Raw genomic sequence first — 20927 nt, 5'->3', positions numbered from 1 at the left:
ATGACTCAGACCAAGGAATCCAACAACGATCGCAGTCAGAATAACAATCACAAAGATCATGAAGGCGAGGTTGAGATGTTACGAGTAGTTGCTTGTATCGATGGCTCCGAGGCGGCCCCAGCGGTGTGCGATTATGCCGCCTGGGCCAGCAAGCACATGGAAACGCCCATGATGCTGCTGCACGTGCTGGACGAAGAGCGGTACCCGGCGGAGCCGGACCTGGCCGGAAACATCGGCCTTGGCAGCCGTGAGCAGTTGCTGGAAGATCTGGCAGAGCTTGACCGAAAACGTGCCAAGCTGGCCCTGGAGCACGGTCACCACATGCTGGATGAGGCGGAAAAGCGGGTCAAGGAAGCCGGCATTACCGAGGTGGTACAGCGCCAGCGCCACGGCGACCTGACCGAATCCCTGCTGGCCTTGGAAAACCAGACCCGCCTGCTGGTGATGGGTCTGCATGGCGAGAGCAGCTCTGAGCGCGATACCCACATCGGCAGCCAGCTGGAAACGGTGATTCGCAGCATGCACCGCCCGATTCTGCTGGTACCGGACGAGTTCACCCAGCCCCGCAGTGCCATGTTCGCCTTCGACGGCAGCGCGACGGCGTTCAAAGGGGCAGAGCTGCTGGCCGGCAGCCCGGTTCTGAAGGGCATGCCTCTGCACCTGGTGATGATCGGCGCGGACACCAATGACCGCTGGGAGCAGCTCAGGAAAGCCGAGAAAATGCTGGCGGGACTGGAATCCGAGATCACCCTGGCCATCCGGGCCGGAGAGGTGGAGCCTGCGTTGCATGCCTACCAGGACGAACACGATATCGACATCCTGGTAATGGGTGCCTACGGCCATTCCCGCATCCGGCAGTTCCTGGTGGGCAGCACAACCACTACCATGCTGAAAACCGCCAGGAAACCGCTGGTGGTTCTTCGCTAATCAGTCGTGGCAACTCTTCTCAGGAGGTTGCCTGGGAAGAATTGCCAAATTTTTTGACCTGCGATACGAAGTCGCTGAACCGGGTGCCCTGGATGAGTACATGCTCCTTCAGGTATTGCTCGGCGTCCCGTTCCCTGCCGCTCTCGATGGCCTTGAAAATTTTCCGATGCTCTTCGCTTGAGTTGGCAACCCGGTTGCGAGCCTGCAGTTGCAGGCGGCGATAAGGTTTCAAGCGCTGTTTGAGCTGCCGCGCCTCTGCTGCGAGAAACTCGTTGTGGCTGGCCGTGTAAATGCAGTTGTGGAATTCTTCATTTTCGTAGTAATAGTCGTCTGGGTCGGCCATTACCTCGGGGTCTTCGCAGCGAAGTAGGGCTGACCGAAGGGCCTCCAGCTCCCCGGTTTGAATCCTTCTGGCTGCCAGCCGGCCGCACATGCCCTCCAGCTCCGCCATGACTTCAAACATCTCAATCAGCTGATCCAGGCTCATTTTGGCGACAAACGTGCCTTTTTTGGGCTTTACGTTCACAAGTCCGCTGACCACCAACTGCTGGACGGCCTCGCGAATAGGGGTTCTGGACACGCCGTATTGCCTGGCAAGCGCATCGTGGTCCAGCTTCTCACCCGGTAACAGGCGGCCGTTGATGATGTCTTCTTCAAGAGCGTCTTTCAGCTTCTGGGTATTCGAGCGTTTCATTGGTTCTTCTCTGCTCGCGGTGAAAACCGATTTGGTCATACTTTAGTCAATACCTGTTGACAAGAGTATACATCAAGTCTAATGATGTATACATCAGATCATTCTGATTGATATTACAAAAACAATTACGGAGACAAAACGATGAAAATGCCCTTCGCTAAGCTGGCCATAGCGGCCTCTCTTTCTGTGTTTTTTTCCGGTATTGCCGCGGCTGATACCGTTTTGCGAGTTTCGCACCAGTTCCCGGGCGGTAAAGGGGATGTCAGGGACGAAATGGTTCAGCTGATGGCCCGTGAAGTCGCCGCCGCAGATGTTGGTCTGGAGCTTCAGATCTATCCGGGCCAATCCCTGTTCAAGGCAAAAGAGCAGTGGGGTGCCCTGGTTCGTGGCCGAGTCGACATGATTTCTCTGCCATTGGACTACGCCAGTGGTCGCCACCCCGAGTTCTCTGCAACGTTGATGCCCGGGCTGGTTCGTAGCCACGAGCGCGCCCAGCGCCTGAATGATTCCGAGTTCATGGGTATGATCAAGAAAGTCATTGATGACGCAGGTGCCAGGGTGCTGGCGGATGCGTGGCTTGCGGGTGGCTTTGCCTCGAACAAACAGTGTATTACTTCACCCGATACAGTAGAAGGGCAAACCCTCCGCGCTGCCGGGCCAGCGTTTGACGAAATGCTGGCAACCGCAGGTGCTTCCATTGCGTCCATGCCCTCGTCGGAAATTTACACCGCGATGCAGACAGGCGTGCTTGATGGTGCCAATACCTCCTCAGGTTCTTTCGTATCCTACCGCATTTATGAGCAGGTCACCTGCCTGACGGCGCCGGGAGAGAACGCACTCTGGTTCATGTATGAGCCTGTCCTGATTTCCGAGCGCAGCTGGAACAATCTCAATGAGGAGCAACAAGCTGCGCTGGCCGCGGCTGGCCAGAAAGCAGAAGAGTATTTTGCCGAAGAGGCCGCCGGGCTCGACCAGAAGATGATCGACGTCTTTTCTGAGAACGGCGTTGAAGTTGTCAACATGACGCCGGAAAACTATCAGGCATGGCTCGACATCGCCAAAAAGAGTTCCTATAAAACGTTCGCGGAAAATGTTCCCAACGGGCAAGCCCTGATTGATGCCGCATTGGCGGTCGAATAACACATCCATTATTGAACCTTATGTTCATCACGCCCTGTCCCGGCTTGTCGCCGGGCAGGGTTGGAACAACTTTCCCTGGGTTTTTCCTATGTCCCAACCTTCCAGTTATCGGCGAGCCTCAGAGCGAGGTATACCCGGCGGGTATATCCGCTGCATGGACGCCATCTCGGTTGCCGCTGCGATTGTAGCGGGAGCCTTGCTTGCCCTCGGCGTTCTCTCTGTTGTCCACATGGTGTTTGTCCGTTACGCGATGGGTGAGAGTACTGTCTGGCAAACTGAGTTCACGACCTTCGCAATTACTGCGTCCATGCTGTTGGGTGCGCCCTATGTGCTCAAAACCGGTGGTCATGTTGCGGTGACGGTTTTACCCGACGCGCTGAGAGGATTGCCCAAGCGCCTGATGCGTCTGTCGGCCTCCCTGGTGGGCCTGGTCTTCTGCCTGGCTCTGGCATATGGGTCCTGGTATTACTTCTATGAGGCCTACACGCTCGACTGGACCACCGGCACTGTCTGGAATCCACCGCTGTGGCCGGCAGTCCTGCCGGTGGCCCTGGGTGCGTCTCTGCTGTCTCTGCAATACCTGGCTGAAATTCTGCGAGCGGAGCTGTAATCATGGATCCGATCACTAGCGGTATTCTCGTTGTTGTGGTTTTGCTGGTATTGATGGCCATCGGAACGCCGATTGCGTTTGCGCTCGGGGCCGTGTCACTGGGTGCTCTGATCCTGGACCGTGGCGTCGGTGAACTGATCTATTTTGGCGAAACCTTTTTCGGCAGTGTGGCCTCTTTCGGCTTCGTTGCCATTCCCATGTTCATCCTGATGGGCGCTGCGGTGGCTTCCTCGCCGACGGGACGTGACCTGTATCGTTCCCTGGACCTCTGGATGGGCAAACTGCCGGGTGGCCTTGCGATCTCCAATATTGCAGCCTGTTCGATTTTTGCGGCGCTCTCCGGCTCCTCGCCGGCAACCAGTGCCGCCATCGGCAAGCTCGGTATTCCCGAGATGCGCAAGCGCGGATATCCCGATGGTGTGGCAGCCGGCTGTATCGCTGCCGGCGGTACCCTGGGCATTCTTATTCCCCCTTCGGTGACGATGATTGTCTATGGCATCTCGACCGAGACGTCCATCGGCCGCCTATTTATAGCTGGTGCCGTCCCGGGACTGATGCTGGCGGGGTTGTTCATGGTCTGGACCCTGATTGCCTGCAAGCTTGCCGGTGGCTACAACAGCCCGAACCCGGTGGCCGAGGCCGCGGCTCAGATCAAGGAAAACGTTGAAGGCAACCTCAAGGCCCTGGTGCGGGTAGTTCCGTTCCTGTTGGTGGTCTTGGGTATCCTGTTTGCGCTCTATGGCGGGGTGGCAACCCCTTCTGAGGCGGCTGGCGTCGGCGCCTTCCTGTGCCTGGGGCTTGCCGTCATTGTCTATCGCATGTGGCAGGTCAAACCGGTAGGCAAGATCATGCGCGACGCTCTTCGCGAGAGCGTGATGATCATGTTGATCATTGCTACCGCCGAAATCTTCGCCTTTGCCCTGTCGTCCCTGTTCATCACGCAGACGGTGGCAGAAGCTATCGCCAACCTCGAGGTGAATCGCTGGGTACTGATGGGTGTGATCAACATCTTCCTGCTGGTTGCCGGCTTCTTCCTTCCGCCGGTTGCGGTCATCGTAATGGCGGCGCCGATCCTGTTGCCGATCATTCTTGCGGCGAATTTTGATCCCTACTGGTTTGCGGTCATTCTGACCATCAACCTGGAGATCGGCCTGATTACGCCGCCCGTTGGCCTGAACCTTTTTATTATCAAGGGCATTGCCCCCGATATAGCACTTAAGGACATCCTCCTGGGCAGCTTGCCTTATGCACTTTGCATGGTGCTTGGCATCTTGCTGCTGTGTTTCTTCCCGGAAATTGCCTTGTGGCTGCCGGATCTGATTATGGGCGAAGGCACCTGATGCCAGAACCAGGGATATCATTATGAAAATGAGTTTTCTGCAAGAGTTTTTCAGTAGCATCACCCAGCGCGACGCGCTGCAGCGCAAATTCGGCTCAAGGAAGACGCCATACGACCACACGGATCTGGAGGAAGCCTGTCAGGAGCTGCTGAATAGCGATGGCGAGGCAGCCAGTATTGTTATGGCCAGCCGCGCGCTGGATATTTATGAGTCTCTTGGCGATGATGATAAGCGGGCGTTCTTCGGAACGCTGGCCCGGAACTTTACCGCCGACCCGGAAAAAATCGACGACGCCTACAGAATTTACAAGAGCGACCGTAGCAACAAACACCTTGCAAAACTGTTTGAAGTCAGTGAGCCGCTCCGGCAGGAGTTGCTCCGGCGGCTTAATCTGGCAAAGGGTGCGACCTATGAGCTGGTGAAAATGCGCCAGGACTTCCTGACGCTGATGCAGGGCGACAAGGATTTTGAACCGATCAACGCGGACTTCATCCATCTCTTCGGCTCCTGGTTCAACCGTGGTTTTCTGGTGCTACGACGAATCGACTGGACTACGCCGGCCTCGATTCTGGAGAAAATCATCCGGTATGAGGCAGTGCATAAGATTCAGGGATGGGACGACTTGCGGCGCCGGCTGGATAACCGCGACCGTCGCTGCTTTGGCTTTTTCCATCCCGCCATCGGTGATGAACCGCTGGTTTTTGTTGAGGTGGCCCTGACCAAGGGACTTCCTGACAAGATCCAGCCCATTCTCGCCCACGACCGTTACGAGATCGATGCCCCCGAGCTGGCAGATTCCGCAGCCTTCTATGGCATAAGCAACTGTCAGGTTGGATTGCGGGGTATTTCCTTCGGTAATTTCCTGATCAAACAGGTGGTGCAGGAACTCAAGCAGGAACTGCCAAACCTGAAGAACTTTGTGACCCTGTCACCATTGCCAATGTTCCGCGACTGGCTGGAGAAAACCTATCACCCGGATTCCGGCTTGCTGACACCAGAGGCCCAGGAGGTGCTGAGCCATCTGGATGACCCGGAGTGGAACAACCAACCGGAGCTGGCAGAGCGACTGGAAGAGGTGGTGAGTCCTCTGGCGGCCCGTTACCTGTTGAAGGAAAAAAACGGATCAAACCTGCCACTCAACCCGGTGGCGCGGTTTCACCTGGGAAATGGCGCCGAACTGCACCGGATCAACTGGCTTGGCGATGTCTCGGAAAGCGGTATGAAACAGTCTGCAGGCCTGCTGGTTAACTACCTGTATGTGCTGGAAAATATTGAACGGAATAACGAAAAATACTCCACCAGGGGTGAGATTGTCTGCTCCTCCAGCGTACGTGAACTAAGCAAGCTTGGTCGGAAACTGTTCCAGGGAGAACTTGAGAAATGAACCAGAACCTATTTGATACCCTTGCCACCAGGATGGAGGCCCGTGGTACCGCGAACTTCATCACTACCCCGGAAGGCAAGGGATATTCCTACGCAGAAGCGCTGGCTATAACCGAGCGGATTGCCGGTGCCTTGAAGCAGCTTGGTGTCAAACCCGGCGACAGGGTTGCAGTTCAGGTCGACAAGAGCCCTGAGGCCATTCTGCTGTATCTCGCGACCCTGCGGGTGGGTGGCGTTTACCTGCCTCTCAACACCGGTTATACGGCTGATGAAATTGGCTACTTCCTGGGTGATGCCGAGCCCGCGCTGTTTGTATGCCAGCCGGAGGCTTTGGATGCCGCAAAGGCCATTGCTGCCGAAACCGGGTGTCCCCGTGTCGAGACGCTCGGCACCAGTGCGGACGGCTCATTGATGGACGTTGTGGCCAGTGCGGAAGCGTTCACTGGCATTGAGCAGCGTAGCGATGATGATCTGGCAGCCATTCTCTACACGTCAGGCACCACCGGCCGTTCCAAGGGCGCCATGCTTACCCACAAAAACCTGGGTTCGAACGGCAGGAGCCTAGTCGAGGCCTGGCGCTTCACCGAAAATGACCGACTGATTCACGCCCTGCCGATCTTTCACACTCACGGCCTATTCGTGGCCTGCAACGTGATGTTGATTTCCGGTGGCAGCCTGTACTTCATGTCGAAATTTGACGTGGATACGATCATTGCCGCCATGCCAGAAGGTACAGCGCTTATGGGTGTGCCAACCTTCTACACCAGACTTCTTCAGGATGACCGCCTGACGCCGGAGTTGACGGCAAATATGCGATTATTCACCTCCGGCTCGGCACCATTGACAGCGGAAACCCATCAGCAGTTCGAGCAGCGGACAGGGCATGCCATTCTTGAACGCTATGGCATGACCGAAACCAACATGAACACCTCCAACCCTTATGACGGCGACCGTATCGCCGGTACCGTGGGTATGCCCCTTCCAGGCGTGGAAATTCGCATTACCAACCCGGAAACCGGCGATCATCAACCACTGCCGCAGGGTGAGATCGGTATGCTGGAAGTGCGTGGCCCGAACGTTTTCAAGGGTTACTGGCGCATGCCGGAGAAGACCAGGGCGGAGTTACTCGATGACGGGTTCTTTGTGACTGGTGACCTGGCCGTGATCGACGAACGTGGCTATGTCCAGATTGTCGGCCGCGACAAGGATCTGGTGATATCCGGCGGTTTCAACGTTTACCCGAAAGAAGTGGAACAGGTGATCGATGCCATGCCGGAAGTGATGGAATCGGCAGTAATCGGTGTGCCGCACCCGGATTTTGGCGAGGGCGTAACGGCGGTTGTGGTGCTCCTGCCTGGACAGAAGCTGGAAGAGACCGATGTCATCAAGGCGTTGGCGGGTCATCTGGCCAAATTCAAGCAGCCCAAGCGGGTCTTCTTTGTCGAAGCCTTGCCCCGCAACACCATGGGTAAGGTCCAGAAGAAGCAGCTACGGGATCAGTACAAAGACATCTACCAGGACACTTGATCGGTCCCGGCGCTGGAGAGGTAATCATGACCAGAAGTTTTCGTATCGGCCAGATCGTACCGAGTTCCAACACCACCATGGAGACGGAAATTCCCGCCATGCTGCGTGCCCGTGAGGCGGTGGAACCTGAGCGTTTCACCTTTCATTCCAGCAGGATGCGAATGAAAAAGGTCACCAGGGAAGAGCTGGCGGCCATGGATGATGAGTCGGATCGCTGCGCGCTTGAGCTGTCCGATGCCGCCGTAGACGTGATGGGTTACGCTTGCCTAGTGGCCATCATGAGCCGGGGAGCGGGTTACCACCGTGAATCCCGGTCCCGGTTGCACGGTGTCACCGTGGAAAACGGACACCCAACTCCAATCGTCAGCAGTGCCGGCGCCCTTACGGAGGGCCTTGGTATCCTGGGGGCCAAGCGTGTGGCCATCATCACACCCTACATGAAACCTCTCACCCAAATGGTCATTGACTACATCGAGGCGGAGGGCATTCAGGTGGTGGACAGCATTGCCCTGGAAATCCCCGATAATTTGGAGGTAGGCCGACGGGACCCGTTGGCTTTGACTGAGATTGTGAAGCGCCTGGATATCAGCGAGGCCGATGCAGTTGTTCTTTCGGCTTGTGTGCAGATGCCGTCGCTGGCATCGATTCAGCAGGTTGAGGATTCATTGGGATTACCGGTGGTGTCCGCAGCAACCTGCACTGCCTATCAGATCCTGAAGGAGCTCAAACTCAAACCTCTGGTGCCCAATGCTGGCAGGCTTCTTGGTGGTCGCTATATCTAACCAGAGCGTTGCGGTGAGCTGGAGCAGTTTTCTCGGTCGGAATTCATTTCATGGCCAAATTCAGGCACTGTTCCCCGCTGCAACACCGGACGCCCAGGCCCACTGGAAATTGTGGCCGCCGAGGTGCCCGGTGACATCCACCACCTCGCCGATGAAATACAGGCTGGGCCGCTCCAGAACCGCCATGGTTTTGGAGGAGAGCTGGCGGGTGTCTACACCACCGAGGGTGACCTCAGCGGTTCGATAGCCTTCGGTCCCAGCAGGTTTGATTGACCACTGGCCCAGGATTTCTGCCACCTGTTCGATATCGCTGTTCTTGTAGCTCTGCAAAGGTCCGGTCCAGCCCTGCATTTCGTTAAAGGCCTGGGCAAACCGTTTAGGCAGGTATTGAGCCAGATACTGACCAATCGTCGATTGCGGGCGGGTATTGCGCAGGTTGAGCAGGTCTTCCGTGATTTTACAGGCCGGCAGCAGGTTAATGGTCAGGCTGTCTCCGGGTTCCCAGAAACTGGAAATCTGCAGCATGGCCGGCCCACTGAGTCCACGGTGTGTCACCAGCATGGGGTCCCGGAAATGCTGATCATGGCATTGCACATCCACCGGGCAACTGACACCCGACAGGGGCGCGAGCTGCGCCTTCAGTTCCGGGTGCAGGGTGAACGGAACCAGTCCCGCCCGGGTGGGCAGTATCTCCAGTCCGAACTGCTTTGCCACCTCGTATCCGAAGCCGGTGGCACCCATGGTGGGAATCGACAGCCCGCCGGTGGCGATCACCAGAGATTCACAGGCTAGATCACCTGAACCGCTACGCAGACGGTAACCAGACTCGGTTTCGCTGATGCGTTCGACGGTTGTCTTCATGCGAACTTCTGCGCCCGCCCATTCGCACTCGGTAAGCAGCATGTTGAGGATGTCCTTTGCGCTGTCCTTGCAGAACAGCTGGCCGGGCGCCTTCTCCTCGTGTTCGATGCCATGTCGTTCCACCAGCTCCAGAAAATCCTGGGGGGTGTAGCGCTTCAGTGCGGAAATACAGTAGTGAGGATTGTCCGAGAGGAAGTTAGCGGGTGTGCTGTTCAGGTTGGTGAAGTTACAGCGCCCGCCGCCGGACATCAGGATTTTCTTGCCCGGTTTGTTGGCGTGGTCCAGCACCAGCACCCGGCGGCCCCGGTATCCGGCGGTTGCCGCGCACATCAGGCCTGCTGCGCCGGCGCCGATGATGATTACGTCGTACTGTGATGCTGAACCTGCCGCCATACTGCCCGCCAATCGAAGGAAAACGGCGGGCAGTATACCAGTCTCAGGGCAGGTAGACGGAGCCTTCCATGTAGAAGGCGGCCTGGCCGGCGATGTCCACCCGGTCGCCCTTCAGTTCGCAGCGCAGTACACCGCCCCGGGCTGAAATCTGCCGGGCCTCAAGCCGGTTCTTTCCGAGCCTCTCGGCCCAGAAGGGCACCAGTACGCTGTGGATGGAACCGGTAACCGGGTCCTCATCAATGCCTCCCCCCGGGGCAAAGTAGCGACTGACAAAATCACACTCGGCGCCCGGTGCGGTCACAATCAGTCCCAGATTACCCAGCTGTTTCAGTTTCCGGATATCCGGCTGGGCAGCCCGCACAGCAGCTTCGTCTTCGAGAACCACCATGTAATTGGTGTCATTCTGGACAAAAAACGCGGTTTCGGGTGCACCTTTCAGCGCTTCCCGAATCAATGCCGGCGTTGGCTGCTCCTCGCAAGCAAAATTCGGAAAATCCAATACCAGCCAGCCATCGTCGGTTTGCTTGACTGCGAGAGGGCCGCTTTTGGAGCGGAAACGGATCTGCTCCTGGTCCCAACCGAGCTTGTTGAACATCACCCAGGCGCTGGCCAGGGTGGCATGGCCACACAATGGCACTTCGATGCCTGGCGTAAACCAGCGAATGTGGAAGTCGGCCTCGTCCTCTTCTGGCAGGGGCACGAAAAAGGCGGTTTCTGAAAGATTGTTCTCCAGGGCAAGCGAGAGCATGGTCTCATCCGGAAGCCAGCTCTCCAGCGGCATAACCGCCGCCGGATTGCCACCGAAGATCCTGCTGGTAAAGGCGTCAACCTGGTAGATGGGTTGTTTCATGGTCTGTTCTCCTTGAACGATCGTCTAGCGTAGTGGTGAGCTCGGTGCCTGGCAAACAGTTCCAGTTCCAGGGCGCTGTAAAAATGCAGTTCCGGCAGCGGCGCCAAATGCGTGAGCACCCAATGCTCCGGACGCCGTTGATCGATCGAAAACCCCAGGTCATCAAGCCATTGCCGGGTTACGTCAATTCCCTTCAAGAGAGGCGCGGCGCAGGCCTGCAGTCCGAACAGGTCTTTGGACGTTGCTGCCGGTGAGTACAGATGTGTGGTGGCGATCCCCATGGTGAAACTCCTTCTTCTGTTTCCGATGCTGTAATTGTCCACCTGTGCTGACAGCCATAACAGATTCAGATAATCTGTTTTTGAACCGGTACAGCGAAGCAATGGCGGTATCTGTGCCGGTCCGATTCGGGGGTATCTGTACTGCACGGATGAGCTGCGGGTCTGGTGCAATAGATTCGTGACTCCCGAAGGCCCCATAGACGAGGGACGTGTGATGGGCATTCTCTACAATCAGGTGGCGGATCAGCTCCAGGCGCTGATTCACGAAGGTGTTTACCGGGACGGCGACCGGCTGCCCGGGGTGCGGGTACTCAGCCGGCAGCTCGGCGTGAGTATTTCGACCATTTTGCAGGCGCACCAGACCCTTGAAGCCCGTGGCTTTCTCCAGGCCCGGGAGCGCAGTGGTTACTTCGTGCGTCTGCCTGCCGTCGATGCGCCGGAGCCGGTGATGCACCGCCACCGAAGCAGGCCGGTGCCGGTAAGCGCCCGGGAAATGACACTCGACCTGTGTGCCGATGAACAGAAGCGCATGGTGCCTCTGGCTACCGCCATTCCCCATCCGGATTATCTGCCTCTCCGGCAGATTCAGCAGAGTACCCTGTGGGCCGCCCGAAGGGGATTGGAAACCCTGGATTACGCCTTCCCCGGGAAAGAATCCTTTCGTCGGCAGATCGCCCAACGCATGGCGACGCTGGGGGTCCCGGTAACACCGGATGATGTACTGGCCACCAATGGCGCCCAGGAAGCCATCATTCTGGCGCTCCGGGCGGTTACCCAGCCCGGCGATATAGTGGCGGTTGAATCGCCATCCTTTCCCGGTATTCTCCAGGCCCTTGAGGTCGTCGGGCTGAAAGTTATCGAGATACCCACCCATCCCTCCGAGGGGCTGAGCCTGGAAGGGTTACAGCTGGCACTGGAGCAGTGGCCCCTGAAAGCGTGCGTTGTGGTAACCAATCACAGTAACCCCATGGGCGCGAGAATGTCGGACGAGCGCAAGAAGCAGCTGGTTTCCATGCTGGCCGCCGCCGCAGTACCGCTGATCGAAGACGATATTTATGGCGACTTGCACCACTCCGGGGACAGGCCGCGCCCGGCCAAGGCGTTTGACCGTACCGATAACGTGATTTACTGCAGCTCTTTCTCGAAAACCATCTCACCGGGCCTGCGGCTTGGCTGGATGGTTCCCGGGCGGTATATGGCCAGTGCCAGGCAGCACAAGTATTTCGTCAACCTTGCCACGTCTTCCATTCCGCAGATGGCGGTGGCGCACTTTCTGGAGCAGGGTGGCTATGATCGCTACCTGCGTACGGCGCGTCAGCATTATCGGGAGGGAACCGAGCGCATGCGCACGGCGGTAGCCCGGTCTTTTCCGGAGGGTACAGCGGTGAGCCGGCCCCAGGGCGGGTTCGTGCTGTGGGTTCAGTTACCGGACGGCATTTCCGGGACCGAGGTTTACCAACGGGCCCGGGCTGAAAACATCAACGTGGCGCCGGGGCTGATGTTCTCAACCGCCAACAAATATGAGAACTGCCTGAGACTGAACGGCGCCAACCCCTGGAGTGAACGGATTGAACAGGCGGTGGCCAGGCTTGGGACGCTGGCCCACGAGATTCAGGCCGCTGGGCAGTAGAGCTCAGATTCTGTCGCCGCGTAGGTCCAGCGGGTCCGCCAGACCGGCGGCAATGGCGGTGCCGGTAACGTCCGGTAATCGTTCCGCACCCAGGCGTTTCATTACCCGCGCCCGATAGAGGTCAATGGTCTTTACGCTCACACCCAACTGGTCCGCGATTTCCCGGCTGGTGTAGCCCTTGGCCAGCGGAAGAAAAACGTCCCGCTCCCGGCGGGTAAGGGTGCCGAGCAGGGCTTCGGTTTCTTCATCACCCTGCAGCTGGTTGCCGGACTGCCGGCGCTCCTGCAAGGCCTGTTGCACACTGTCCAGCAGCAGCTGTTCGTTGAAAGGTTTCTCGATAAAATCAAACGCCCCGGATTTGAATGCCCTGACCACAATGGGCACGTCGGCATGGCCGGAAACGAAGATGATGGGCAATTCAAGGCCCCGTTTCTGCAGTTCTTCCTGAACATTCAGGCCCCCGAGGCCGGGCATACGCACATCCAGAACCACGCAACCGGCTTTCTTGTTGCCAACAGCGTCCAGGAATTTCCGGCCGTCGCTGTAAGCCTCGACTTTCAGGCCAACGGATTCCAGCAGCCATTGGGTGGATTCCAGCATGCCGGCGTCGTCGTCAACCACATAGACGGTGGTGGCTTCCGGGGCAGAATGGTCACTCATCAGGCTGGTTCTCCGTGGTTTCAGTTCTGTTCCTGTGGCTCAGGCTGGCGGGGAAACGACAAATCAGGGAAAGACCGTCAGTGGCCGCCGGCCGGGCATCCAGGAAACCACCGAAGCCTTCAATAATCGAGCGGCTCATGGAGAGCCCCAGGCCCAGCCCCTGGGGCTTGCTGGTGTAGAACGGCTGGAACATCTGACGGATGCCCTGTTCGTCAAGGCCGGGCCCCTCGTCAGTCACTTCAATCAGGGTTTCCCTGTGCTCGTTCACATAGGTACTGATCACGATCGCCGAGGGGGCGCCCGGGTTTTCCTCACCACGAGCTTCTACATTGGCCTCGATACCGTTGCGGATCAGGTTGATCAATACCTGTTCCAGCAAAACCGGATCGGCGGTAATCACCGGGGCACAGCGGGCCAGTTTCTCGTAGATCCGCACGCAGTTCTTCTCGGCTTCCCATTGGCACAGGCGGGCAACGTTGGTGACGACATCATTCAGGGCCAGGGGGGCCGTGCGTTTCTGGCCCTTGCGCAGGAAAGCCCGAAGCCGCTTGATGACTTCCGACGCGCGGTTGGCGTGGTGGACAATTTTCTGGAGGCCATCATCCACGCGGTCCAGGCATTCCGGGTTGGTTCGGGCATTATTCAGGTAACGCTGGCTGGCGCTGGCGAAGTTCACGATGGTGGCCAGCGGTTGGTTCATCTCGTGGGCAATGCTGGAGGCCAGTTCCCCCAGGGTTGCCAGCCTTGCGGTGTGTGCCAGTTCATCGGCGAGCCGGCGGTTGTTCTCTTCGGATTCCACCCGGGCGGTGATATCCCGGGATACGCTGATCACCTCAATCACGGCGCCTGTGTAGGTCTCCCGAATGGCCCGGCTGGCAATTTCGAACCAGCGTCGGGAGCCGTCCCGGTGGATGATTTCGAGGGTCATGGTGGCGTAGCCGTCGTCCCGCAGCAGGTTGCGGGTTTCCGCCAGTTTCTGGACCACATCGTTGCCGACGAAAACCTCTTCGAGAGGTTTGCCTCGCAGTTCTTCGGGCCAGTAACCCAGCAGGCGCCAGGACGCGGGGGTGGCATCGATAAAGCACCCGTCCGGGGCGTGGCGTGAAATCAGGTCGGTGGTGTTTTCAGTGATCAGCCGGTACAGGCGGTTGGAACGGGTTGCCTCTTCCTGGGTCAGGACATCTTCCGTGGCGTCCCTTGCCCGTGCCAGAACCCGGGCTGTTCCGGCGTCGGGTATGAAGGTCCACATCAGGATGGTGCCGGGAATCCGGGCTTCCACGTTTTCAATGGCCCGGCCCTGCTTAAGGGAAGAATTCACCAATGCATGGACGTTGATCGGCAGGAGCCGGGAGGGCGAATCCAGGCCGGCAACCCGGCACAGGTCCCGGGTCGCCCGGTTCCCCCTGAGGACGGCGCCCGTTGCATTCAGGATCAATCCGGGTTGCGGGTCGGCGTCGTGCAAACTAAATACACTTGGAGGGGAAGAATCGTTCATGGCTTAAAGAATATAGTATTACCACTATAAGACGTTGGTGTAATTTCTAGTAATTCTACTATCAAATACTATTTTGGCCAGCCCGAAGTATAGCTAGTTTAGCGATATTCCTGAATACGTCATAAGAACAACAGCGCTTAAGAGGACCACACAATGACCTCGATTTTTGATCAGGGCCTTGCGCCCATCGATGCCAACTACGCCGTTCAATCCCCGATCGATTTTATCGAACGCACCGCCACTGTTTACCCGGAGTATCCTTCGGTCATTCACGGGGCGATCCGCTACAACTGGGCGCAGACCTATGATCGCTGCCGGCGTCTGGCTTCTGCCCTGAAAGGCCGTGGTATTGGCCCCGGCGATACCGTTGCCGTGATGCTGCCAAATATTCCGGCCATGGTGGAATCCCACTTCGGGGTACCCATGATCGGCGCGGTGCTCAATACCCTGAATGTCCGCCTGGACGCGGAGGCCATTGCCTTCATGCTGGAACACGGTGAAGCCAAGGTAATAATTGCGGACCGGGAATTCGGGGAAGTAATCAGGGATGCCGTCAGCCGGCTGGATACCAAGCCGCTGGTGATCGATGTCGACGATCCCGAGTACGGGGAAGGTGTCCAGGTCAGCGATCTCGACTACGAAGCCTTTTTGCAGGAAGGAGATCCGGCGTTCCAGTGGAGCTTCCCGGAGAACGAGTGGGATGCGATTTCCCTGAACTACACCTCCGGTACTACCGGCAACCCGAAAGGTGTGGTCTATCACCATCGCGGCGCCTACCTGAACGCCATTGGCAACCAGGCCGTCTGGTCGATGGACATGCACCCGGTGTATCTGTGGACCCTGCCGATGTTCCACTGCAACGGCTGGTGTTTCCCCTGGACCATCACGGCCATGGCCGGTATCCACGTGTGTCTCCGCCGCGTTGATCCGGAGAAGATCCTGCAGCTCATTCGTGATCATCAGGTCACCCACATGTGTGGGGCACCGATCGTACTTAATGCGCTGCTGAACGTGCCGGAATCCGCAAAGGCCGGCATCGACCATGAAGTGAAGTCCATGACTGCCGGCGCGGCGCCCCCCGCCCAGGTGATCGGGGCCATCGAGGAGATGGGCATTCAGGTGACCCACGTTTACGGTCTGACCGAGGTCTACGGCCCGGTGACTGTCTGCGCCTGGAAAACCGAGTGGGACAAGCTGCCCCTGCACGACCGTGCCCGGAAAAAGGCTCGCCAGGGCGTCCGTTACCATACTCTGGCCGGTACCATGGTTGGCGACCCGAACAGCATGGAGCCGGTACCCAAAGACGGCAAGACCATCGGTGAAATCTTCCTGCGCGGCAACACCGTGATGAAAGGTTACCTGAAGAACCCGAAGGCGACCGAAGAGGCGTTCCGTGGTGGCTGGTTCCACACCGGTGATCTGGCGGTGTGGCACGAAGACGGCTACATGGAGATCAAGGACCGGCTCAAGGACATCATCATCTCCGGTGGCGAGAACATTTCCACCATCGAGGTGGAGGATACCCTGTACCGCCACCCGGCCGTTCTGGAAGCTGCCGTGGTCGCCCGGCCAGACGAGAAGTGGGGCGAAACACCCTGCGCTTTCGTAACCCTCAAGCCGGAAGCCGGACAGGTGACCGAGGAAGACATCATCAGCTTCTGCCGCGAGCACCTGGCCCGCTTCAAGGTGCCCAAAACCATTGTCTTCTCTGAGCTGCCCAAGACTTCCACGGGCAAGATCCAGAAGTTCGTGCTGAGGGACCAGGCCAAAGAACTGGACTGACTCTCTGACCGGCTGCGCCGGGCGTACAAGCCGCAGAAGAGCACTAAACCCGAGCCTTCCGGCTTTGCATCGGAAGGCTCGGACCCCTTGTGTGTCCTTGGGAGGCCTCGTGCCTTCCTTTTTTTATTCCCGGTGTCCGGCGCCGGTCCCTCGCTCGGTTTTGACAAGATGTCATTTCGTGACAATTTGTCCGATTTTTCTCTCGGCTCTCTTCCTTCGTTCTTGTTTTCAGGTTTAAACTGCCTGGACTGATGATTTTTTGTTCGCTGTTCATTACTGACAACAACACTAAAAAAAGGAGGCAGTCATGACCATCAGCTCCACTCCCGAGGGCGTGTCCGTCGAGCCGAGGCACCTTCGCTTTGATATCGGCGAAGATCTGAAAACGCTCTGGCACGGAAACGATGCCTTCCGGACGGCCTTCTTCAATGCCCTGTCACTCCAGTTTCCCGATGGCGAGCAGCAGTTCATCAACGCGGTGCGGCTGTACCGGGACAAAATCGACGATCCCAAGCTGAAGGCCGAGATTCGTGGCTTTATCGGGCAGGAGGCGCTCCACAGCCGTGAGCACAAGCACTACAACGAGGCATTGAGGGCGCGGGGCTACGATATCGATGCCATTGACCGGCGTTTTGAGAAACATATGGCGTGGGTGGGTAAACTTCCGCCGAGCCGGCAACTGGCAGGCACCTGTGGCGCGGAGCATTACACTGCCGTTTTGGCGAACGCCATCCTGAGCCATCCGGAATGGATGGAAGGTGCGACCCCGGCCATGGCGAAACTGTGGCGCTGGCATGCCATCGAGGAAACCGAGCATAAATCCGTCGCTTTTGATGTTTACCAGGCGTGCGTCGGTAACGAGCGCCTGCGACGAGTTGTCTTCTTGTTCGTTACCTGGAACTTCTTCAAGTACACCTTTCTGAACACCTGTAGTCTGCTGAAGACTGATGGCAAACTCTGGAGCTTGCGCACCTGGATAGGCGGTTTCAACTTCCTTTGGGGCAAGCCGGGGGTTTTGCGAAAGTGCCTGCCGGAATTCCTGGCCTACTTCCGCGAGGGTTTTCATCCCTGGCAGCAGGACAACCGGGAACTACTTGAGCGCAACCTGAAGGAACTGGAATTGGCATCTCCTGCCGGATAAGCCGGGATTGCTGAAATTCCGGTCAGGTTGTGTAAGACTGGGCGGCATAAAAAACAACGACAATGAAGGGCGCTTCCGGCCGAGGAGTGGCCCGGAGCTGGAGGCCCCCATGCGTGTTGGTTTGATTGTCGACTCTGCGTGTGATCTACCCTACGAATTTAGCCGCAAGCACGATTTGTTCATCCTTCCTGTTACTGCCGTTATCGACGGCCAGACCTACATTGACGAACACGACCCGGTCCGGACCCAGGAGTTCTACCAGAGCGGTCTCCTGCAGAAGGGCCACCAGGCGGAAACCCGGGCATTTACGGCCGAACAGATCCACGACCTGTTCATCGAGAAAATCGTCACTCAGTTCGATGTGGCTATCTGTGAGACGGTGACCAAAAGCCGCAGCCTGATTTTTCAGAATGCCACCGAAGCCATGAATAGCGTTCTGGCCCATTACGAACGTGCCCGCGAAGCAGCGGGGCGGGATGGCAGGTTCTACATGCGGGTGATTGACAGCAAGCAGATTTTTGCCGGCCAGGGGTTATTGGCTGCGCATACGTTGAAGCTGATCAACCAGAATATGTCCAAGAACGCTCTTCGCCACGAGGTGGAAACCTTCACAGACAAGATTTATACCTGCGTGATTCCCCGGGACCTTCACTACATTCGTGAACGGGCCAGGCGGCGTGGTGACAAGAGCGTATCGGCACTGGTGGCCTTCCTGGGCAAGGCGCTCAACATTACCCCGGTGATTTTCGGGCAGGGCGCCGAGGGACAGCCGGCAGCCAAGACCCGCAGCTTCGATATGGCGGTCGAAAAAGTGATGAACTACGCCGCGGCAAGGGTCGAAGCCGGCCTCTTGACGCCCTATGTAAGCCTCTCTTGTGGCCTGGCCTGGACCGAAATCGAAGACCTTCCCGGGCTCAATCGCCTGCGGGATGCCTGTGAAAGCAATGGCGTGGAATTGCTGCTGTCCCAGATGGGGATAACCAGCAGTATCTATGTTGGACCCGGCAGCCTTTGTCTCGCCCTGGCCGCCGAACCGCACAGCTTCAACGATTTCCAGTAATTACTTGTTTATCATCTGCACCTGGTCATGACTGGCCCGGCCGCAGCCCTTTCCCTGTAGTTTTGGCGAACCGGTCGGCCCGGACTTCATGTTAGCCTCTTGTCATTGTGTTTCATCTCAACCACAGGACAACTGACGCCATGACCAAAGGCAAAGCGGATCTCGCCAATCAGCTGCTGGAACAGCATGTGAAGCATGAACTGGCATCGTTGAAGGGTGCCAGGCTGCGCAAATTCCTGGAGCAGGAACTGAATGAGCTCTGGAGTTATGCCGGCGAGATAACCCTGAGCCGAATTACCTCGGAGGGACAGGTGATGGGGGTTATCCAGCGCATTGTGATGGACATGGAGCTGGACGCGGGGATCCCTGAGCTTGCGGCTGAAATGGCGACTGAGGTGCTCAATGCCGAGGTGCAGTCGAAGACAACCCTGGGCCAGATTATTACCCGTGAACAGGCCACGGGCTTCCTGGAAGAGGCGCTTGAACTGAAGCGTCAGCGGGAGCAGGTGATCAGTGAGATCATGGCTCATCCGGTGTATCAGGAATTGGTATCCAATCTGGTGTACCACGGGTTGGTGAATTATCTGTATGAGGACAACCTGATCACGAAATCCGTGCCGGGTGTTGGCTCGATGATGAAGTTTGGCAAGCGTATGGCCAACAGGGCCGTGCCGGGCCTGGATGAAACCTTCGAGCGGCGGCTCAAAGTCTGGCTATCCGATAGCCTGCCGGGCCTGATCAGCCGAAGTGAGCAGTTCCTGCACCGGGCGCTGTCTGATGATGAGTTGCGGGACAGCGTGATGGCCGCCTGGGTTTCGCTGGAGGATCGCACGATTGCGGAGCTGCATGAAGGCCTGGGGGATGTTGAACTGCAGGAATTCGTGGTGCTCGGGTATGAGTTCTGGCTGCAGTTCCGAAAGACCGGGTATTTTGAAGGCTGTGCCAGGGCCGTGGTTTCCCACTTGTTCGTGAAGTACGGCGAGCGCCCGATCACCGACCTGCTCGGGGACATGGGCGTAACCCGGGAAGTGGTGATGGCGGAAGTTGATGCCTACGCAATTCCGGTTATAGACGTTTTACGGGAAGAGGGCTATGTTGAAGCCCTGATTCGCCGGCGGCTCACGCCTTTCTACAAGTCTGCCGCTGCGCACAAGATTCTCCAGCAGGAGGCCTGATTATTCCAGCCTCCCTGGACCGTTTTGGGAGGTATGGTTTTGATCTCGGATCTATTCTGGGCCTATCTGATTGCCATCACACTGCTTACCATTACGCCGGGTGTTGATACGCTTCTGGTAATGCGTAATACCGGCCGCGGCGGCTTGAGAGATGGCTGCGTGACCAGCGTTGGCATATGCAGTGGCCTGTTCATCCATGCGACTCTCTCGGCCCTGGGTATTTCCCTCCTGCTGGTAGAAACCGCCTGGGCATTTTCAGCGCTGAAGTGGGCCGGTGCCTGCTATCTGGTGTGGTTGGGTCTCGGCTCGCTGCGTCAGGCTCTGAATCGGGGCGAGGAGCCTTCGGCCCGGACCGTGGCGGTTGCCCGCCGGAATGTCCCCATGCTGGCTTCCTTCCGGGAAGGTTTGTTATCCAACGTGCTGAATCCGAAAACCGCGCTGTTCTACATGGCGTTGTTGCCACAGTTTGTTAACCCCGCCGGTAACGCCTTTCAGCAATCCCTGATGCTGGCAGGGGTGCATTTCATGCTGGCGATGCTCTGGCAGTGCGGCCTGGCCTGGATGGTGGTGAGTTTCCGGAACCTGGGCGTGAATACGCGGCTAAAGCGAGTGCTGAATGGCCTTACTGGCGGATTTTTTGTGGCCATGGGGGCCAAACTGGCAAGTACCTGAACACTGGGCATGTAAAGAAAAAGGGAAGCCGAGGCTTCCCTTTTTCGCATTCAGTTCCGGTAAATCACTTCTCCAGATACTGGAGCTTGTTCGGCTTGCCATCCCACTCTTCGGCGTCTGGCAGCGGGTCTTTCTTCTCGGTGATGTTCGGCCATTTGGCGGCCAGCTCGGCATTCAGCTCCACAAACTGGACCTGATCGGCAGGCAGCTCGTCTTCCGAGAAGATGGCTTCGGCCGGGCACTCAGGCTCGCACAGGGCGCAGTCGATACATTCGTCCGGGTCGATTACCAGAAAGTTCGGGCCTTCGTAGAAGCAGTCTACCGGGCAGACTTCCACGCAGTCCGTGTATTTACACTTGATGCAGTTATCAGTAACGATAAACGCCATAGTCAGATCCCTGGTCCAGTGGTCGGTCAGTCTCATCAGGAGCGCCGGTATGGCGCCACCGTTATATTTTAGTGCGCGATATTGTAGGGAGCGACCCGCACAGCCGCAAGCGTTCGGCTGCTATAACCTTATTACA

20 protein-coding genes are annotated in these 20927 nt (G+C 57.7%); 13 read left to right on the top strand and 7 right to left on the bottom strand.

Annotated elements, in window-relative coordinates; genetic code table 11:
* On the top strand, positions 1–927 hold the full coding sequence (locus CLH62_RS15325) for a universal stress protein (RefSeq protein WP_099619065.1): 927 nt from the start codon (positions 1–3) through the stop codon (positions 925–927).
* A 19-nt stretch (positions 928–946) separates the two neighbouring features.
* On the opposite strand, the gene CLH62_RS15320 is transcribed toward CLH62_RS15325, so the two are convergent.
* On the bottom strand, positions 947–1621 hold the full coding sequence (locus CLH62_RS15320; RefSeq protein WP_099619489.1) for a GntR family transcriptional regulator: 675 nt from the start codon (positions 1619–1621) through the stop codon (positions 947–949).
* A 141-nt stretch (positions 1622–1762) separates the two neighbouring features.
* Between CLH62_RS15320 and dctP the strand changes: the two genes are divergently transcribed.
* From dctP to CLH62_RS15290, 6 genes are all read left to right on the top strand, one after another.
* A complete protein-coding gene (dctP, locus tag CLH62_RS15315; protein WP_211285790.1) occupies positions 1763–2761 on the top strand; it encodes a TRAP transporter substrate-binding protein DctP in 999 nt (332 codons plus the stop codon).
* An 88-nt stretch (positions 2762–2849) separates the two neighbouring features.
* Positions 2850–3371: a TRAP transporter small permease subunit gene (locus tag CLH62_RS15310; RefSeq protein ID WP_170005818.1), complete on the top strand. Its 522-nt coding sequence runs from the start codon at positions 2850–2852 to the stop codon at positions 3369–3371.
* Positions 3372–3373: 2 nt separating this feature from the next.
* On the top strand, positions 3374–4711 hold the full coding sequence (locus CLH62_RS15305; protein WP_099619063.1) for a TRAP transporter large permease: 1338 nt from the start codon (positions 3374–3376) through the stop codon (positions 4709–4711).
* 22 nt (positions 4712–4733) lie between these two features.
* On the top strand, positions 4734–6095 hold the full coding sequence (locus CLH62_RS15300; protein WP_099619062.1) for a malonyl-CoA decarboxylase: 1362 nt from the start codon (positions 4734–4736) through the stop codon (positions 6093–6095).
* Positions 6092–7621 (top strand): malonate--CoA ligase, encoded by a 1530-nt coding sequence (locus tag CLH62_RS15295; RefSeq protein WP_099619061.1) that lies wholly within the window; start codon positions 6092–6094, stop codon positions 7619–7621. The genes CLH62_RS15300 and CLH62_RS15295 overlap by 4 nt, the downstream gene beginning before the upstream one ends.
* Positions 7622–7647: 26 nt before the next feature.
* On the top strand, positions 7648–8403 hold the full coding sequence (locus CLH62_RS15290) for a maleate cis-trans isomerase family protein (RefSeq protein WP_099619060.1): 756 nt from the start codon (positions 7648–7650) through the stop codon (positions 8401–8403).
* A gap of 60 nt (positions 8404–8463) precedes the next feature.
* Here CLH62_RS15290 and CLH62_RS15285 read toward each other — a convergent pair whose 3' ends face one another.
* From CLH62_RS15285 to CLH62_RS15275, 3 genes are read right to left on the bottom strand one after another with little or no spacing between them, the layout of a single operon-like run.
* Positions 8464–9657 (bottom strand): BaiN/RdsA family NAD(P)/FAD-dependent oxidoreductase, encoded by a 1194-nt coding sequence (locus CLH62_RS15285; protein WP_099619059.1) that lies wholly within the window; start codon positions 9655–9657, stop codon positions 8464–8466.
* Positions 9658–9700: 43 nt separating this feature from the next.
* Positions 9701–10507: a PhzF family phenazine biosynthesis protein gene (locus CLH62_RS15280; RefSeq protein WP_099619058.1), complete on the bottom strand. Its 807-nt coding sequence runs from the start codon at positions 10505–10507 to the stop codon at positions 9701–9703.
* A complete protein-coding gene (locus CLH62_RS15275; protein ID WP_099619057.1) occupies positions 10504–10788 on the bottom strand; it encodes a hypothetical protein in 285 nt (94 codons plus the stop codon). Before CLH62_RS15275 ends, CLH62_RS15280 begins: the two co-directional genes overlap by 4 nt.
* A 178-nt stretch (positions 10789–10966) precedes the next feature.
* On the opposite strand from CLH62_RS15275, the gene CLH62_RS15270 reads away from it, so the two are divergent.
* Positions 10967–12418 carry an aminotransferase-like domain-containing protein gene (locus CLH62_RS15270; RefSeq protein ID WP_228152871.1) on the top strand — a complete coding sequence of 484 codons (1452 nt, stop codon included), beginning with the start codon at positions 10967–10969 and terminating at the stop codon, positions 12416–12418.
* A gap of 3 nt (positions 12419–12421) precedes the next feature.
* Here CLH62_RS15270 and CLH62_RS15265 read toward each other — a convergent pair whose 3' ends face one another.
* Both CLH62_RS15265 and CLH62_RS15260 read right to left on the bottom strand, forming a co-directional pair.
* Positions 12422–13078: a response regulator transcription factor gene (locus CLH62_RS15265; RefSeq protein ID WP_099619055.1), complete on the bottom strand. Its 657-nt coding sequence runs from the start codon at positions 13076–13078 to the stop codon at positions 12422–12424.
* A complete protein-coding gene (locus CLH62_RS15260; RefSeq protein ID WP_099619054.1) occupies positions 13071–14573 on the bottom strand; it encodes a sensor histidine kinase in 1503 nt (500 codons plus the stop codon). Before CLH62_RS15260 ends, CLH62_RS15265 begins: the two co-directional genes overlap by 8 nt.
* 153 nt (positions 14574–14726) lie before the next feature.
* On the opposite strand from CLH62_RS15260, the gene CLH62_RS15255 reads away from it, so the two are divergent.
* From CLH62_RS15255 to CLH62_RS15235, 5 genes are all read left to right on the top strand, one after another.
* Entirely contained in the window at positions 14727–16355 is a 1629-nt protein-coding gene (locus CLH62_RS15255; RefSeq protein WP_099619053.1) for an acyl-CoA synthetase, read from the top strand.
* A gap of 307 nt (positions 16356–16662) precedes the next feature.
* Complete coding sequence (locus CLH62_RS15250) at positions 16663–17496, top strand: metal-dependent hydrolase (protein WP_099619052.1); 834 nt, start codon at positions 16663–16665, stop codon at positions 17494–17496.
* 109 nt (positions 17497–17605) lie between these two features.
* Complete coding sequence (locus CLH62_RS15245; RefSeq protein WP_099619051.1) at positions 17606–18556, top strand: DegV family protein; 951 nt, start codon at positions 17606–17608, stop codon at positions 18554–18556.
* Between the two features lie 140 nt (positions 18557–18696).
* Positions 18697–19731: a hypothetical protein gene (locus tag CLH62_RS15240; protein WP_099619050.1), complete on the top strand. Its 1035-nt coding sequence runs from the start codon at positions 18697–18699 to the stop codon at positions 19729–19731.
* A 33-nt stretch (positions 19732–19764) separates the two neighbouring features.
* On the top strand, positions 19765–20403 hold the full coding sequence (locus CLH62_RS15235; protein ID WP_099619049.1) for a LysE family translocator: 639 nt from the start codon (positions 19765–19767) through the stop codon (positions 20401–20403).
* A gap of 64 nt (positions 20404–20467) precedes the next feature.
* Here CLH62_RS15235 and fdxA read toward each other — a convergent pair whose 3' ends face one another.
* A complete protein-coding gene (gene fdxA / locus CLH62_RS15230; RefSeq protein ID WP_088828887.1) occupies positions 20468–20791 on the bottom strand; it encodes a ferredoxin FdxA in 324 nt (107 codons plus the stop codon).
* Between the last annotated feature and the right edge of the window lie 136 nt (positions 20792–20927).

Origin of the sequence: Marinobacter guineae (assembly GCF_002744735.1) — a bacterium.
Lineage (GTDB): Bacteria > Pseudomonadota > Gammaproteobacteria > Pseudomonadales > Oleiphilaceae > Marinobacter > Marinobacter guineae.
The sequence above is the reverse complement of the archived record's forward strand: the minus strand, read 5'-3'. Positions and strand labels throughout refer to the sequence as shown.